General features: G+C 61.7%; 19 protein-coding genes and 1 tRNA gene. 8 read left to right on the forward strand and 12 right to left on the reverse strand.

Annotated features, from left to right (window positions below; genetic code table 11):
* Positions 1–4: 4 nt before the first annotated feature.
* Positions 5–1,054, forward strand: a complete 1,050-nt coding sequence (locus tag ACP7BV_RS21935) for an alpha/beta hydrolase (RefSeq protein ID WP_426106817.1) — start codon at positions 5–7, stop codon at positions 1,052–1,054.
* On the opposite strand, the gene ACP7BV_RS21940 is transcribed toward ACP7BV_RS21935, so the two are convergent.
* Positions 1,051–1,224 (reverse strand): hypothetical protein, encoded by a 174-nt coding sequence (locus ACP7BV_RS21940; RefSeq protein ID WP_426106818.1) that lies wholly within the window; start codon positions 1,222–1,224, stop codon positions 1,051–1,053. The genes ACP7BV_RS21935 and ACP7BV_RS21940 overlap by 4 nt on opposite strands.
* Positions 1,225–1,391: 167 nt before the next feature.
* Between ACP7BV_RS21940 and ACP7BV_RS21945 the strand changes: the two genes are divergently transcribed.
* Entirely contained in the window at positions 1,392–2,987 is a 1,596-nt protein-coding gene (locus ACP7BV_RS21945; RefSeq protein WP_426106819.1) for a mucoidy inhibitor MuiA family protein, read from the forward strand.
* A gap of 109 nt (positions 2,988–3,096) precedes the next feature.
* Complete coding sequence (locus ACP7BV_RS21950) at positions 3,097–4,245, forward strand: DUF4114 domain-containing protein (protein ID WP_426106820.1); 1,149 nt, start codon at positions 3,097–3,099, stop codon at positions 4,243–4,245.
* 6 nt (positions 4,246–4,251) lie between these two features.
* On the opposite strand, the gene ACP7BV_RS21955 is transcribed toward ACP7BV_RS21950, so the two are convergent.
* Together ACP7BV_RS21955 and ACP7BV_RS21960 are read right to left on the reverse strand one after the other, a co-directional pair.
* Positions 4,252–4,665: a DUF1287 domain-containing protein gene (locus ACP7BV_RS21955; protein WP_426106822.1), complete on the reverse strand. Its 414-nt coding sequence runs from the start codon at positions 4,663–4,665 to the stop codon at positions 4,252–4,254.
* A 19-nt stretch (positions 4,666–4,684) separates the two neighbouring features.
* Positions 4,685–4,840, reverse strand: a complete 156-nt coding sequence (locus ACP7BV_RS21960) for a hypothetical protein (protein ID WP_426106823.1) — start codon at positions 4,838–4,840, stop codon at positions 4,685–4,687.
* A gap of 111 nt (positions 4,841–4,951) precedes the next feature.
* Between ACP7BV_RS21960 and ACP7BV_RS21965 the strand changes: the two genes are divergently transcribed.
* Entirely contained in the window at positions 4,952–5,377 is a 426-nt protein-coding gene (locus tag ACP7BV_RS21965) for a PaaI family thioesterase (RefSeq protein ID WP_426106824.1), read from the forward strand.
* Positions 5,378–5,416: 39 nt separating this feature from the next.
* Positions 5,417–5,854 carry a group I truncated hemoglobin gene (locus ACP7BV_RS21970; RefSeq protein ID WP_426106826.1) on the forward strand — a complete coding sequence of 146 codons (438 nt, stop codon included), beginning with the start codon at positions 5,417–5,419 and terminating at the stop codon, positions 5,852–5,854.
* A gap of 105 nt (positions 5,855–5,959) precedes the next feature.
* Here ACP7BV_RS21970 and ACP7BV_RS21975 read toward each other — a convergent pair whose 3' ends face one another.
* On the reverse strand, positions 5,960–6,664 hold the full coding sequence (locus ACP7BV_RS21975; RefSeq protein ID WP_426106827.1) for an anti-sigma factor: 705 nt from the start codon (positions 6,662–6,664) through the stop codon (positions 5,960–5,962).
* Positions 6,661–7,251 (reverse strand): sigma-70 family RNA polymerase sigma factor, encoded by a 591-nt coding sequence (locus ACP7BV_RS21980; RefSeq protein ID WP_426106828.1) that lies wholly within the window; start codon positions 7,249–7,251, stop codon positions 6,661–6,663. Before ACP7BV_RS21980 ends, ACP7BV_RS21975 begins: the two co-directional genes overlap by 4 nt.
* A gap of 253 nt (positions 7,252–7,504) precedes the next feature.
* On the opposite strand from ACP7BV_RS21980, the gene ACP7BV_RS21985 reads away from it, so the two are divergent.
* On the forward strand, positions 7,505–8,359 hold the full coding sequence (locus tag ACP7BV_RS21985) for a DUF3034 family protein (RefSeq protein ID WP_426106830.1): 855 nt from the start codon (positions 7,505–7,507) through the stop codon (positions 8,357–8,359).
* A gap of 14 nt (positions 8,360–8,373) precedes the next feature.
* Here ACP7BV_RS21985 and ACP7BV_RS21990 read toward each other — a convergent pair whose 3' ends face one another.
* The 5 genes from ACP7BV_RS21990 to ACP7BV_RS22010 form a co-directional block, all read right to left on the reverse strand.
* A complete protein-coding gene (locus ACP7BV_RS21990) occupies positions 8,374–8,895 on the reverse strand; it encodes a peroxiredoxin family protein (protein ID WP_426106831.1) in 522 nt (173 codons plus the stop codon).
* Positions 8,896–8,899: 4 nt separating this feature from the next.
* Complete coding sequence (locus ACP7BV_RS21995; protein WP_426106832.1) at positions 8,900–9,547, reverse strand: BON domain-containing protein; 648 nt, start codon at positions 9,545–9,547, stop codon at positions 8,900–8,902.
* A complete protein-coding gene (locus ACP7BV_RS22000; RefSeq protein WP_426106833.1) occupies positions 9,540–10,136 on the reverse strand; it encodes a phosphoheptose isomerase in 597 nt (198 codons plus the stop codon). The genes ACP7BV_RS21995 and ACP7BV_RS22000 overlap by 8 nt, the downstream gene beginning before the upstream one ends.
* A 79-nt stretch (positions 10,137–10,215) precedes the next feature.
* Positions 10,216–10,575, reverse strand: coding sequence for a YraN family protein (locus ACP7BV_RS22005; protein WP_426106834.1), 360 nt, complete (start codon positions 10,573–10,575; stop codon positions 10,216–10,218).
* A gap of 1 nt (position 10,576) precedes the next feature.
* Complete coding sequence (locus ACP7BV_RS22010; protein ID WP_426106835.1) at positions 10,577–11,881, reverse strand: penicillin-binding protein activator; 1,305 nt, start codon at positions 11,879–11,881, stop codon at positions 10,577–10,579.
* Positions 11,882–11,898: 17 nt separating this feature from the next.
* On the opposite strand from ACP7BV_RS22010, the gene rsmI reads away from it, so the two are divergent.
* Both rsmI and ACP7BV_RS22020 read left to right on the forward strand, forming a co-directional pair.
* Positions 11,899–12,807 carry a 16S rRNA (cytidine(1402)-2'-O)-methyltransferase gene (gene rsmI, locus ACP7BV_RS22015; protein WP_426106836.1) on the forward strand — a complete coding sequence of 303 codons (909 nt, stop codon included), beginning with the start codon at positions 11,899–11,901 and terminating at the stop codon, positions 12,805–12,807.
* Between the two features lie 263 nt (positions 12,808–13,070).
* A tRNA-Pro gene (locus tag ACP7BV_RS22020) sits at positions 13,071–13,147 on the forward strand.
* A gap of 125 nt (positions 13,148–13,272) precedes the next feature.
* On the opposite strand, the gene ACP7BV_RS22025 is transcribed toward ACP7BV_RS22020, so the two are convergent.
* Both ACP7BV_RS22025 and ACP7BV_RS22030 read right to left on the reverse strand, forming a co-directional pair.
* Positions 13,273–14,475 carry a hypothetical protein gene (locus ACP7BV_RS22025; RefSeq protein ID WP_426106837.1) on the reverse strand — a complete coding sequence of 401 codons (1,203 nt, stop codon included), beginning with the start codon at positions 14,473–14,475 and terminating at the stop codon, positions 13,273–13,275.
* A 172-nt stretch (positions 14,476–14,647) separates the two neighbouring features.
* A complete protein-coding gene (locus tag ACP7BV_RS22030; protein ID WP_426106838.1) occupies positions 14,648–14,887 on the reverse strand; it encodes a hypothetical protein in 240 nt (79 codons plus the stop codon).
* Between the last annotated feature and the right edge of the window lie 237 nt (positions 14,888–15,124).

Here is a 15,124-nt window from a genome sequence, read left to right on the forward strand (position 1 = left end):
TACCATGTCTACCAAGATGATGATGTCATCAATCGCCGCCGCCGCCGCCACCACCGTACTGTGCTGCACAGCGCAGGCCGCGCCTGCAACGGCGCCAAAAGCTGAACCGCACATGCAAAAGGTGCTCGACGCATTGGGTTCGCTCGGGGGCAAGCCGATCGAAACGCTCACCCCGCAAGAAGCCCGCAAGCAGCCAACTCCTGCCGACGCGGTCAAAAAAGTGCTGACCGATATGGGCAAAAGCACAGCGCCGGAAGCTGGCGTCACCGTCAAGGACATGATGATCGCCGGTCCGCTGGGCGATTTCCCCATCCATATCTTTACGCCCGAAGGCAAGGGACCGTTCCCGGTCATGGTCTACTATCACGGCGGCGGCTTTGTCATTGCCGACACCAAGGTCTATGAAGCGTCGCCGCGCGCGCTGGCAAAAATGGCGAAAGCCGTCGTTGTCGCGGTGGACTACCACCAGGCGCCCGAGCACAAGTTCCCTGCCGCACCCAACGATGCATATGCCGCCTACACCTGGGTACTGAAAAATGCACAAAGCATCAATGGCGACGCTACCCGCGTGGCGGTGGGCGGCGAGAGCGCCGGGGGCAACCTGGCCACTGTGGTGTCGATGATGGCGCGCGACAAAAAGGAGCCCATGCCGGTGCATCAGCTGCTGGTTTATCCGGTCGTCAATGACGACATGGAAACGCCATCCTACAAGAAAAATGCAGCCGCCAAGCCGCTCAACAAGCCGATGATGGCGTGGTTCTTCAAGCATTACGGTGGCGACCCTAAGAATGCATACGCGCTGCCAATGAAAGCAACGACGCTCAAAGGCTTGCCGTCGGCAACCGTGATTGCCGCCGAAATCGACCCGCTGCTGTCGGAAGGGAAAGCTTACGCGGACCGCTTGAAGAAAGATGGCGTTGCAGTCGTATATAAAAGCTACCCCGGCGTGGCGCATGAATTCTTTGGCATGGGCGCCGTGGTTCCGGCAGCCAAGGATGCGGAGCAGTTTGCTGCCGACGCCTTGACCAAAGCTTTCCAGAAGCCGGCGCGCTAAGGTTTTTTTGGTACCAGCAGCGGCGGTGATTGCGCCGCTGCATCTGGCCCTTGGGGTGCGCTCTCCAGAATAATCAGGCTGGTATCGCGCACAGCTGCCGCCTTGCGCTGCACGATCTGCATGACAACAGCCTTTTGGTTGAACGGTTTCGGATGATGGAACCAAAACATGGGCAATCCTGGTCAATGACGGTTTTTGTCAGATGGTCCCTATGTCGGAAATAGCAAGTCCTTGAAAATTTGACCCCGTTTCTGCGCCTGGTCCGTTTCATTCGATAACAGAACTGTTTTCGATTGACCCGCCCGCCGTCCCGGCATCCATTTTCAAAGGATTTTCCATGCGCCACCCCATGATCGCCGCCTGTGCCCTCGGCCTGCTGAGCACGCAATGCCTGGCCGGCGTCAGCGCGCCCGTCACTTCCGTGACGCTGTATCCAGGCAGCGCCACCGTCACGCGCACGGCGCAGGTCAGCGCAGGCGCTACCGAAGTCGTGTTGCCCGGCTTGCCCGCCAATGTCGACCTGCAAACGCTGCGCGTCAAGAGCGCGCCGGGCATTCGCATCGCTGCCGTGGTGACGCAGGAAGCGGCAAGCAGCACGCCAGTCAACCCGGCCGAGGCAGCGCTGGCAGCGAAGATCGAAGCGCTCACGCAAGAGCATGCGCTATTGGGCGCCGAAATCAAGTCGGCAACCATCGTCAAAAATTACATTGAACACTTTGACGCCGGCGCCGGCGCTGGCCAGAAATCAACGGCCGGCATCGATGCCAAGGGCTTGGCGGCCATTATCGGCACCCTGGGCCATGGGGCCAGCGAGTCCCTGCTCAAGATCGAAAAACTCACCGTCCAGCAACGCGCCATCACCGGCAAGATCGAGGCGCTGCAGCGCGACCTGGCCACCGCGCAATCGGGCACCAAGGATACACGCCAGGTCACGGTTCGGCTGACCGCCGCGAACGCGGGTACGCTGATGGTGAGCTACCAACTGGCCAACGCCGGCTGGAAGGCGCTCTATCGCGCCAGCCTCGATTCGCATGGTTCGACGGTCGACCTGGAACGCCAGGCAACCATCATCCAGAACACCGGCGAAGACTGGAGCAAGGTGAAGATGACCTTGTCGACCGCCAAGCCGGGCCAGTCGCCGGTGGGCGCGCAGGCGCAGCCGTGGCTGCTGTCATGGCGCGCGCCGCAACCGGCCAAGCCGACGTCGTTCAATTTTGCAGCGGCGCCGGCACCGGTCACCGTGTCCGTATCGGGGAACAGGAACCGTGTTGCCGTCGACGAATTCGACACCAGCTTTACGGCCGAGTCGCAAACCACCTTTGCAACGCAATTCGACGTGCCCGGTTATGTCACGCTGGCCTCCGACGGGCGCGAGGTGACGGTGTCGCTGTCGAGCCAGACGCTGGCGGTCAAGCAGCATCTGCGCGTGACGCCGCGGCTGGAAAAATTTGCCATTGTCATGGCGGAAGCCGCCCGTCCGGACGGTGTGTGGCCAGCCGGTACCATCCAGTTGTTCCGCGACGGCAGCTATATCGGCGCCACCCAGTGGGCCTTGCAAGATGGCGAGAAAGCGCTGTTTTCATTCGGCCGCGATGAACTGTTGACGGTATCGGTGGCGGCGGTCGAAGGCATGTCGGGCAGCAAGGGCATCTTTAACGGACGCGCCGCGCGCAACATCGCCGATGTGTTCACCCTGGTCAACCGCCACAAAAAGGCGATAGACGTGATCGTGATCGAAGCATCGCCCGTAGCCACCGCCGAAGAAATCAAGGTGCAGGCGACTTTCGAGCCGCAGCCGGGCGTCCTGGCCTGGGAGGAGCGGCGCGGCGTGGTGGCCTGGACCACGAAGTTGGCGGCAGGCGACACAGCGAAGTTCAAGGTCGCTTACAGCATCAATTTTCCCAAGGATGGCGCCATGGTAGGACTGCGCTAGGCGGCAGTGCCTGCGTGGCCGGATCCACCTTCACCGGCTTAAAAATATTGCCACGTCGCAATACTAGTGATACATTTGAAATGTCCCTCACACTTTTGGAGCAGCGGCGATGGCATCCACCCTTAGTCCCGGCATAGCAACGCAGTCGCAAATCAAACTGCCCCCCGTTATTGCTGCCAAGCCAAAGGCGCCACCGCCACCGTCTGCCCCGCCTGCCAAGCCGTCCAGCATCGTCGCTGTCGGCAAGCCGAAAGAGGACCTGGGCTTGTACACGGCGGCCAAGGCCGTGCCTGCGGCTGTAGCGGGCACACCGGAAGCGCTTGAGACGAATGAAAAGGGCGTTGTGGCCGGGACTGGCCGGGTGGTGCTTGACATCGAAGCGTCCGATTCGGGCTACGCCAACAAGATTTACTATTCCACCGACAATTTCAAGACCAGGCAATACGTCGGCATCGATAACCAGACCGGCACCGTTGACCTGGGCACCTTCAAGCCGGGAACGACAATCCAGTTCGGCATCGACAACGGCCAAGGTGATTTTTTCACTACCGGCGGCAAATCCGCCAATGCAGACCAGGTCGACCATACGCAGGTCAGCAAGCTGGCCGATGGCGGCGTGCGGGTTGGCTTCGAAGACTTGCGCGGCGGCGGCGACCGCGATTTCAACGATGCCATCATCAAGGTACGCAGCGTGCCCGCAGCCGCGCCGCCCGTGTCCGCGTCCGCGCCCGCGTTCGCCCCGGTATCGGGCAATCCGACTGCGCTTGTTCCGCCCAGGCCAGCCGCCGCGCCGGTCGTTGCCAAGCCGGACACGGCAAAGCCTGTCCTCACGCCCGCCGCAGTCAAAGACGCTCCCCTCAAGCCGGCAACGACAGTACCAGCAACGCCCGCTATCACGAATACTGCCGTGAAGCCGGCAACGCCGGCGCCGGTTGCGAACAAGGATGTGGCGCTCCAGCCGACCATACCGGCCGTGGCGCCTGCGCCGGCGGCGAAACCGGCGACTACGACCGTGGTGCCAGTGGCGGCCAAACCGGCGGCGGCAACAACTGCATCAACTACGGCAGCTACAGCGCCAAAACCAGCGACCAGTACCACCACTGCCGGCGCCAAGCCCGTTATACCGACCAGCAGCAACGTCGTGGCCAACGACAAAGGCAACCGTTCCGGCCTGGGCGATGGCACCAATCCCGGCCAGGGTTCCGGCACCGTCAACTCGCCAAACCAGGGCACGCTGAACCCCGGCGGCGTACGTTGACCGCGATCAGGGCATTGGAGGCTGCCAGCGGTAGTGCCCCGTAATCTCATATTTGAAGAGCATGTCTTCTTCCTGGGCGCCGCCGCCAATATTGTGAATCATCTGCGGTACGCCGGCCTGTGACGGCTTGTCGCCGACGATGCCGATATGCGTCAGGTTGCCCGGCAAGCGCCAGGTGACTACGTCGCCAGGCAAGTAATCGCGGCCGGCCTTGCTGGGCGGCACGGTTGTTCCATGGCGCGCGAAAAAGGTTGCCAGGTTGGGAACCCGCCGATGGTCGATATTCGTGTCCGGCTTTTTGAGCTGCCACTTTTGTGCGTGGGGATACGCACTCCATGCCTTGACCATATCCTGGTGCACCAGTTGCTGCAGGTCGACGCCAAGCTTGCGGTAGGCACGCACGACAACGTCGGTGCACACGCCGCGCTCGAGCGCAACGTCACCCCCCCGGGTAGGCCAGCTTCTTGTAAGCGGGATCATAGTACAGCGTGACGCCAACCTGGCTGCGCGCAGCGTCGACCAGGCTGATCGCCGGCCGGGCTTGTGTGAACGCGGGCAGCAGGGCGAACAGCAGGATGGGCAGCAGTTTAGGCATGGGAATCGCAGGTTGTAGTCGGAACTGCAATCTTGTCATGCTTCTGGCCGTCCATGCACTCGCCGCTTGAATAAATCGTACAATCTTGTGACCCTTTGAAGCGAGACTGTTATGAGCAACGAAAAATCCTATACCCCCGAAGCGCTGAACAAATTTGGCGCGGCAAGCTTGCCCGGCTATCTGGGCATCGAAATCGTGGGCATTGCCGACGGCGAAGCGTCAGCCCGGCTGGAGATCAAGCCGCATCACCTGGCGCCCAACGGCTATCTGCATGCGGGCACAGTCATCACGCTGGCCGACACGGCCGCCGGCTATGCCTGCATTGCCAGCCTGCCCGAAGGCGCGAACAGCTTCACGACCATCGAACTGAAGTCGAACCACCTCGGCACCGCGCGCGATGGAGCGATCGCTTGCGTGGCCAAGGCGGCGCACTTGGGCAAGACAACGCAAGTGTGGGATGTAATCGTTACCAATGAGGTCAACGGCAAGACAATTGCCCTGTTCCGTTGCACGCAAATGATTTTGTATCCAAAGTAATGCTAAATTGAACGCATTGTTTCGCGTTATCGAGTAACCATGAAAATCATCACCGCACGATGGGCTTGCAGCGCCCTGCTTTGCCTGGCTTCTGCCGGCATGGCCCAAACGCCTGCGCCGGACGCCGCCACTTTCCATGGGCTTGGTGGCAAGAGCGGAATCAAAAAGATTGTGGATGCCTTGATTCCGCTGGTATTGGCCGACCCGAGGATCAAGGAATCGTTCGCCGATAGCGACATGAAGCATCTGGCCATGCGCCTCGAGGAGCAGTTTTGCGCCCTCAGCGGCGGGCCGTGCACCTACCAGGGCAAGGATATGGTCGAGATCCACGATGGACTCAACATCACGCGCGCGCAGTTCAACGCGCTGGCCGAGGATTTGCAGATGGCGATGGAACGCGTGGGCGTGCCGTCGCGCTATCAGAACAAGCTGGTGGCAAAGCTGGCGCCGATGCAGCGCGCGATTGTGACGAAATAACTTTCCTCACCTACACGGCGCGCGCAGCTCAGCGCACAAGTCGCAACTTTAGTGCACTCGAGAAGCAAACCAACATCATCCTGGCGCACGCGGGGACGATGTAGCTCAGAGCCGAACCCAGTTACCCTTGTACAGTATCGGCCCCGTCGGTCCATTCGGATCCGGCGAGCCACCCTTTGGCTCGAGCGTCACGGCCAGAACCGCCACATCCGCACTGATCGCGTTTTCCGCCAGCACGAAATGGCCACGCTTGTCCGCCAGCACGCCCAGCGAACGCGGATTGCCCGACTTGGGCACAGCCCACAGGTGCAAGCTCTTGTCGGCCGCCACCTGCGCACTGTTGATCACTCGCACATCAAGCGCATGATTGCGCGTGTCGGCCGTGACCACCAGCGCGTTTTGCGCCTTCTCATCGGTCAGCGTGGCAACATAATTGATGCTTGGCGGCTCCACGCCCGTCTTGCTCAGCACCAGCACCATCAAGACCGCCGCCAGCCCGGTGGACACCACGCCCAGGCCGCGCCAGAACGACAGGTTGTCGCTGATCCACGCCTGCCAGCCGGACCCCGGCGCCGCTTTCAGGTTCAGCCTGCGCTCGATGCCGCGCCAGACCGACTTGGGCGCCTGCACATCACCCGCAAACTCGGCCATGGGGGCCAGGCGCTGCTGCCACTCGGCGGTGATGTTGCGCAGGTCGGCGTCATTGTGCATCCAGCCTTCGTAGCGGCGCCTTGCCCCACCCTTGAGCGTGCCCAGCACGTACTCCGCCGCCAGCTTTTGCCGCAGCGCCAAGTTGTGACGAATGTTCATGCTTGCTCCCGTTTCGCCAGGCAGGTACGCAGCTTTTCGAGGCTGCGCCTGATCCAGGTTTTGACGGTTCCAACTGGTAGCTTCATGTGCTCTGCAACTTCGCTGTGCGACAGGTCGTGGTAAAACGCCAGCGCCACCGTCTGGCGCTGCAATCCCTCGAGCGCGGACATGCACCAGGCCAGCGCCTTGGCGTCGCCACTCATCTGCAGCGCCTCGATCGGGGTTCTTTGCGGATCCTGTAGAGCATTCATGATTTCACTATCAAACTGTTCCGCGTCGATTTCGACCGAGACGTCGCTGCGCCGGAGGTGGTCGAAAGCCTTGTTCCGGACAATGGTCGCCATCCAGGTCATCGGGGCGGCAAGATGGCTCTGATAGCTGGCGGCATTGTTCCAGATCGCAACGAAACTCTCTTGCAACACCTCTTCCGCAAGTTCGCGCTTGTTCAATATACGCAGCGCGAAGCCAAACAGTTTCGAAGAAGTTGCATCGTATAAAAATCGGAAGGCGGTAGCATCGCGCTTGGCGGCAGCGGCGAGCCAGGTTTTCAGTTGCTGCGGGTCGAGCGGTTTGACGTCGATGGACACTGCAAGCCTTTGGAATTGGGTCGGGATAGCCGCGCTCGTGCGCGGCCGCGCTGGCTGAGGTTATCTCATCTACATACGGAAATACAACATAAAAATTTGCGAAATACCGCAAAATAGTTGAATCCAATCCGACGCCGTTGACGTAGACACTAAATCATTATTAATTTATGGCAATATAAAGCTTATGGGAAAAAGACCTCGCACTCGCACTGGCACTCGCACTCGCACTTTCACCTGCATCGCCGCAGGCGCCTTGCTGCTGCTCAGTACAGGCACGCTGGCGCAAAACCGGCCAGATGTCGGCAAGCTGACGGCGACGGGCGGCGTGAGCCAGGTTGAAGGCGCGGGCGGCGGTGGTCTGGTGCCGTGGGCGCTGATCACCGGTTACGGCACGCGTGACAGCTGGGGCGCCAACGCGCACGTCACGGCGCTGCGCACGCAGGATTATTCGCTCTCCAGCGCGGGCGTGGCGGTCGGGTTTGCCGACCGGGTCGAGCTGTCGCTGGCGCAGCAGCATTTCAAGGGTAGCCTGGCGCCGCTGGACCAGCTCAGCATCCGGCAAGATATTGTCGGCATCAAGGTCAAGCTGGCTGGGGATGCGGTCTACGACCAGGACCGGGCAATGCCGCAAATTGCCGTCGGCGCGCTGTTCAAGCGCAACCGGGGCGTCGGCGGGCTGGGTGCCCTGGGGGTGAGCAATGTCACGCAACTGGGGGCCAAGGATGACAGCGGCACCGACTATTACGTGGCGGCGACCAAGGTGTTGCTCGATTCCAGCCTGCTGCTGAACGGCACGCTGCGCGCGACCAAGGCCAACCAGATGGGCTTGCTGGGCTTCGGCGGGGACCGCCATGACAGCTACCAGGCGATGCTGGAAGGCTCAGCCGCGTACATGTTCACGCGCAAGCTCGTCGTTGGCGTGGAGTACCGCCAAAAACCGCATAACCTGGGCGTGGATGATGAAAAGGCGTATTACGATGTGTTTGTCGCGTGGTTTCCGACCAAGCATGTGTCGGTAACGGCAGCGTACGTGGGGCTGGGCGATGTGACGGTGTTCAATCCCCGGCGCCAGCGCGGCATGTATGTGTCGGTGCAGACGGGGTTTTAAGCCGCCGCATCGATTCAACCTGCCAGCGCATCTTTCAGCAGCGCATGCAGCGCCGCAAAATCCGGCTCGCCCACGTAGCGCTTGATAATCCTGCCCTGCTTGTCGATCACGAAGGTAGTTGGCGTGAGCTGCACTTCGTTGAACGCCTTGGCGATATCGCCGCCGCTGTCGAGCGCCACGGTAAAGGGCAGCTTGCGCGTTTCGGTGAAATTGATCACGTAGTTCGGCGGGTCGTACTTCATCGCCACCGCGACAAACTCCAGGCCCTGGCCCTTGAACTTGTTATAGGTGTCGACCATCTGGGGCATTTCTTTAACGCAGGTCGTGCACGACGTGGCCCAGAAATTGACCATCACGACCTTGCCGCGCAAGCTGTCCGTGCTGATTTTTTTCCCGGCCAGATCGATAAACGTCACTTGCGGCGCCACCGGCGTGCGGCCGATCGTCAGGTAGGCGCCCAGCGCGATCGCGCCCACCAGCACCCCGATAATGGCCGGCTTGATCCAGTGCGAACGGGGCGTGTTTTCGGCTGTCATGATGTCAGAGCTGCACGCCCTTTTGTGGCGACAAGGCGCGCATCTCGTCTTCGGTGATGTACTCGAAAATCTTGACCACCTTGTTCACGCCGGACACGCCGCGCGCCACGTCGGCGGCAACTTGCCCTTCGCGCTGGGTGACGCGGCCCATCAGGTACACCACGCCGCGCTCGGTAATGACCTTGAACGAGGTAGCCGAAATCGTCTTCATGTCCACCAGGCTGGCTTTGACCTTGGTGGTGATCAGCGAATCGTTGGCGCGCGCCGTGTAGGTGGCGGGACCGGCAATGGTCAGCTCGTTGGCAACCGATGCCACGCCGTCGATGGCTTTGACTTCGCGTTCGACGGACGCCTTCATGGCTTCATCTTTCACCTCGCCCGTCAGCAGCACCTGGCGGTTGAAGCTGTTGGCATTGATGTGCACGTCAGGGCCGGTAATTTTCGGCAAGCGCATGTCGGCCTTGACGGAGATGGATTTGTCGTCCGCCTGGGCGCCCAGCGTGCGGCGGTCGGCGGTAGCGGCGGCGGCGCCGGCAACGCCGCCCACCACCAGCGCCACGCAGCCGGTCAGGCTGCTCAGCAAGGCAAGGCACAGGGTGGCTTGCGCCAGCGGCCGGCCGTATTTCGCGAATGGTTTCCCAGATTTATTCATTTGCATCTCCTCCGAACAAGGCGACGTCGATACCGTCGCATATGCAGTGTATGGTGACCAGATGGACTTCCTGGATGCGCGCGGTGCGCGAATGGGGAACGCAAATGTTGACGTCCGCGTCCGTCAACAACTTGGCGAGCGCGCCGCCGTCTTTGCCGGTCAGCAGCACCACGCGCATTTCGCGCTCCAGCGCCGCTTCAACGGCGGCAATCACGTTGGCCGAATTGCCCGACGTGGAAATGGCCAGCAAAATGTCGCCGGCCTGGCCAAAGGCCTGGACCTGCTTGGAAAAAATCTCGCGGTAGCTGTAGTCGTTGCCAACCGCCGTCAGGATCGAGGTGTCGGTGGTCAGCGCCAGCGCGGGCAGCGGAAAGCGCTCGCGCTCGAAGCGGCCGACCAGCTCGGCGGCAAAATGCTGGCAGTCGGCGGCGGAACCGCCATTCCCGCAGGCCAGGATCTTGTTGCCGTTCGATAGCGCGCCGAACATCAGCTCGACAGCTTGCGAAATGGGTTGGACCAGGGAGGCGGCGCACTGAAGCTTCAGTTCGGCGCTCTCGTGAAAGTGGGCGAGGATGCGTTGATTATTCATGTGGGGATTATAGTGCAATGGCTGGCACGGCCGGGCAAGCGCGGTTAAATTTGCTTACACGTGATCTTGCACCCTGGGCTTACACCTGAATGGCGTCGCGCAGCCAGTCGAGCTGGTCGCCGTCGATCGCCACCACGTCAAAACGGCAGGGCGGCACGCGGGGAAAGCGCTGCAGGTAGGTTTCGGCGGCGCGCACCAGGCGCCGGATCTTGGCCGGGGTGATGCTGGCCGCCGCGCCGCCATGGGTGGTGCCTGCGCGCTGGCGCACTTCGACGAACACCAGTGTTTCGCCATCGCGCACAATCAAGTCGATTTCACCGCACTTGCAGCGAAAGTTGCTCTCCACCAGGCGCAAGCCATGCCGCTGCAGGTGTGCCAGCGCGTGCTGCTCCCATCCCTCGCCCTGGCGCTGTTTGGCGCTCTGCCGGATGGGCCACATGTCACTGCTTCTTGTCGACCAGCTTGAAACTGCCGCTCTGGTACACCGCGCCCGGCTCGACGCGCTCAAAACGGGCCGTGCCGTTGCCGAAATTGACCGTCAGGCGGCCCGTCACGCCATCGATGCGAAATGCTGACACGGGCTTCTTGGCAATTTGTAGCGTGACGCGGAAGGCATCGATGCCCAGCGCATACAGGCGGTCCAGATCCGGGGTGCGGCCGGCGCCCAGAAAGCGCGGATAGACCATCACGGCCGGATTGTCGCCCTGGATCTGCCACGGCATGTCGAGCAGGCGCAAGCCATCGAGTTCAGGCATCGAGCCGCCGGCCGTCAGGCCCGGATTGACCGAGGAGGCGCCGTAAGCCGGCAGCTCGCTGCCCAAAATGGCGCGTACCTGGCGCGCCTGCTCGGCGTCGAGCGCGGCGAACATGATGGCCGGCATCTCGGTATCGACCCGCGCCTTGAGCTGGACAATGGCAGCATCGCTCAGGTAACCGTTCGAGGCCGTCAGTTCGGCCAGCTGGACCTGGTTGCCCAGCTGCTTCCATTGCGCCGCGAACGCGGCGGCCAGGCGCCGTTGCCACGGGCTGTTGCCAGATACGACCAGCGCACTGGTGCCGGGATGCTCGGCCGCGGCCCACTGGGCGACCTGGCGCGCTTCATCCTCGATCGACAGGCCGATCACCAGCATGTTGGGCGGAATCGGGTTGTCGATACCGCGCCCGTCCGGGTGGTTCAGGGCGATGGTCGGCTTGCTGACGGTGCCGCTGGCGGCCACGGCGCCAACGCCTGCGCGCGACAGCGGGCCGACGATGATGTCGTTGTCTTTCTTGGCCGCCATGTAGGCGTTCAGTGTTTCGTCGGTGTCGTCGCTGGTTTCGATAACGTTGACGACGACGCCTTCGCGTTCGTGCTCGTAGGCGGCCATGAAGCCGGCGCGCAGCGCTTCGGCCGGCAGGCGCAGCGCTTCGGCGCGGGTGGGCAGCAGCAGTGCGATGCGCACCGGCGCGCGGCCGGTGGGCGTGGTGGAGGAGGTGCCGGAAAACGCACTGTCGGGCGTTTCGACGGGCATGGTCTGGACGCTGGCGCCGGGCGCTGCGGCCAGCGGGGGCAACGCATTCGGCAGTGCATTCGGCACAGCGCGCGGCGCCGTGGCGTCGGCCGCGCGCGAACCCGGCGGTGCTCCACTTGTGTTTGCCTGCATTGGCGCGCACAATCCCCCCGTCGGATCGCAGGGCATTGGCGTGCTGCACGCCCCCAGCAGGGCAACACCAGCGGTGGCAAATACGCCTTTCAACATTTTCATAAGCATCACATCCTCAAATGACAGAAGAACAGTCCAGTCCGATCGTCCAATTGCCCGTCATGGGCGAAGCTGCACAGCAGTCCTATCCTACCGCAACCCTGTACATTGTAGCCACCCCCATCGGCAACGTCACCGATATCAGCGTGCGCGCCTTGCACGTGCTGGGCATGGTCGACGCCGTCGCCTGCGAAGACACCCGCAACACCGGCAACCTGCTCAGCCGTTTTGGCTTGTCGCGCCCCATGCTTGCCGCCCACCAGCACAATGAGCGCGAAGTGGCCGACAAGATCGTTCACCGGCTGTTGGCCGGTGAACGCATCGCCCTGGTGTCCGACGCCGGCACCCCCGGCGTGTCTGACCCCGGCGCGCGCATTGTGGACGCGGTACGCGCGGCCGGCCTGCGTGTGGTCCCGGTGCCGGGCGCGTCGGCGGCGGTGACGGCGCTGTCCGCCAGCGGCCTGGTCAACGACCAGTTTTACTTCGTGGGCTTTTTGCCGGCCAAGGCCAAGCAGCGCGAAACGGCGCTGCTGCAATTACTCACCGTCAGCGCAACACTGGTGTTTTACGAGGCGCCACACCGGATCCTCGATTGCGTCGAAGCACTGGTGCTCGTGTTCCAGCCGGAACGCCAAGTGGTGTTCGCGCGCGAACTGACCAAGCTGTTTGAAGAGATCCACCGCTGCCCGCTGTCGGACGCGCTGGCGTGGGTCAAGGCCGACCCGCACCGCGAAAAAGGGGAATATGTGGTGCTGCTCGAAGGCGCCGCCGGCGGCAGCGATGCGCAGGAGGCCGAGGCCGAGCGGATCTTGAATATTTTGCTGGCCGAATGTTCGGTCAAGCAGGCGGCCAACCTGACGGCGCAAATTACGGGCCGCAAGAAGAACGCGCTGTACGACCGTGCCCTCGTCATCAAGGGCCAGGCGTAGGGCCCCGTCTTTGGCTCCCCGCCAGTGCGCGAATGTCACTAATCCGCAGAATGTAACTAATCCGCACTCTGCGCGCCCATTGCGGTCAAACCGTTGGCGCGGGCCGCTGTCAGTGCCGACCTCGTCGCGCGAGGCATGTCGGGGGACTATGAGCAGCGGGCCAGCGGTGCCGGGGCGGCTCGCGCACCTTTTTCACCGCTCCTCGATAAAATTCGCCGACGGCCCTTGACCATACCCGCGCCAGCCGTTATGATTCTGGTCCTCGGAGTGTGGCGCAGTCCGGTAGCGCACCTGGTTTGGGACCAGGGGGTCCAAGGTTCGAATCCTTGTACTCCGACCAGTATTTCTTATGCAGGCTGACATTGTGGTTCTCGTCAGCCTGTCATATCCCTGCTTTATAGCTGTTTCTTTCAGTACCATCCCCTCAGCTTTCCCCTTGTTCGGCACAAGCCGGCAATCGTCATGTCAATGCGTGGCAAGGCTGCTGCCCTGGCTGGCAACGATGGCTTCGATCATTTCTTGCGAATACGGGTCGCCCTTCACTTCCGTGGCAACGATCATGGCCCGCCATAGCGCCACGATATCAACGCCCAGCTTGTCGAAGCGGGTCAAGCCGCAAGCATAAATGCCCTCATACGACGTTACCGTATCGCCCAGCTTGTCACAGCTTGCCCTTTGCGCGGCCCGATAGGCCGTGATTTGTTCCGTGTTCCACAAACCGGTTTGCTGCAAGGCTTCCAACGCCATTGCCTCGGCGCCACCTTCGTGGACCCAGGGGTTGTTCCCGCCGACGCCCCCGCGCTCGACATTCATTTGCCACAGATGCGCCATCTCGTGCGCGACGATCTTGGTCAGTAGCTCGCGTTTTTTAGGATGGTCGCCAATCAATTGCTTGCCTTCGAAGCGGTACGCAAGTTGTCCGAGCACCGCGCCGCCATTTAAGGACAGGCCGGGCGCGTCAAAGCCGACGATTCCCACCATGACGAACATCTCGTCCTTCAATGGGCGCTGGTAAGCTTTTTCATAATACCGGCCCATCGCCGCGCCGGTGTCGAGCACCGTTTCGCGCGCCCAGTCCGGGGTTTGCGGGTCGATCAGGAATACGGTGGTGCCGGAGCGGTACGGCTTTGCCGGGCCAAAATAGGCATACCCGCGTTCACCACCCGGGGCCAGCTTGTTGAGGGGCGGTGCAATCACGTTTTCCTGCCCCAGTCCGGTCAGGCGAATATCGGTTGACATGGCCGCGCTTTGTTTGCCGCGCTGCACATCGCCCTGCAAGTGTCCCAGGAACAGGGCCACGCCGCCGTCGGTAAAGCCGTTGAAGGGCGCGTAGAATTTTTGCAACTTGCCGTTGTACCTGTCGATCTCCACGCTCAGCGTGCGAAATGGCTTGCCGCCGAGGGAAATTACGTCGAGCTCCGCGTCAGTGGTCATGCGCATGCGCGGGGTGAGAATGTTCCACGCGGTCGAGCGGTATTCGCCAACCTTGGCAAGTTTAATCGCGGTAACAGCTTGCGGAAACTGATAGTCAACCCGCCAGCTATCCTTGGCGACGTGGGTCACGTTCACTTTGACCGCAGCGTCCGGCGCTGTTATGGCGTGCACCAAGGGCGCGCTGAGCACCAGCAGGATGGTCGTCGCATGGCGGAGAATGTGACGCAGGAACATGGCTTGCCTTGGCTCTGTTAGGAGTGGCAATCTTACCGCAATCGCAAGCCTGTGTTGCAAAAAAATTAAGGATGCGGCCTCGCAAGGACGGTTGCGCTTACTTTCCCAGCTCGGGCATGAAGAGGCCCACCGCAGCGAGCAGGCAAAAAACGGCGCCGGTAAACATCCAGGCCTAATTGGCACCCGTCAGCTTGCTGTTGCTAATGCCTTGCGGATCGCCGCAGCTGATGTTGATGAACTGCTGGGCACAGTGGAAGCTGAAGTACAGCGGCACCAGCAACAACAGCGAGATGTAGTCTGTATAGGGGGAGCCGATGTTTTTCCCCGCCAGCCTGCCCATGACGTTCGACAAGATCAGCAGAGCCACCAGGAGCGTCGCGTCCGAGCTGATATTCCAATTTAGCGGGCGCATTTTTTCAATCGCATATTCTTCGACCTTGCGAAACAGCGAATGGACGAAAAAAACTGAAAAGAGCGCGCGCGGAATAGGCCAGATATTTTGGTCCTGCGAGCTGGCGTAGCGGCATCGGTCCTTGTAGCTGCTCCAGTTCTTGTAAAACCAATAGATTTGAGTGACTGTTCAGCCGCTATGCTGCGAGCTGGATAGGATTGCCTGTGAAGGCCCGAAGCAAGACCTCCAGCATTCCAT

Origin of the sequence: Massilia sp. TSP1-1-2 (assembly GCF_049896185.1) — a bacterium.
Classification (GTDB): Bacteria; Pseudomonadota; Gammaproteobacteria; order Burkholderiales; family Burkholderiaceae_D; genus Telluria_A.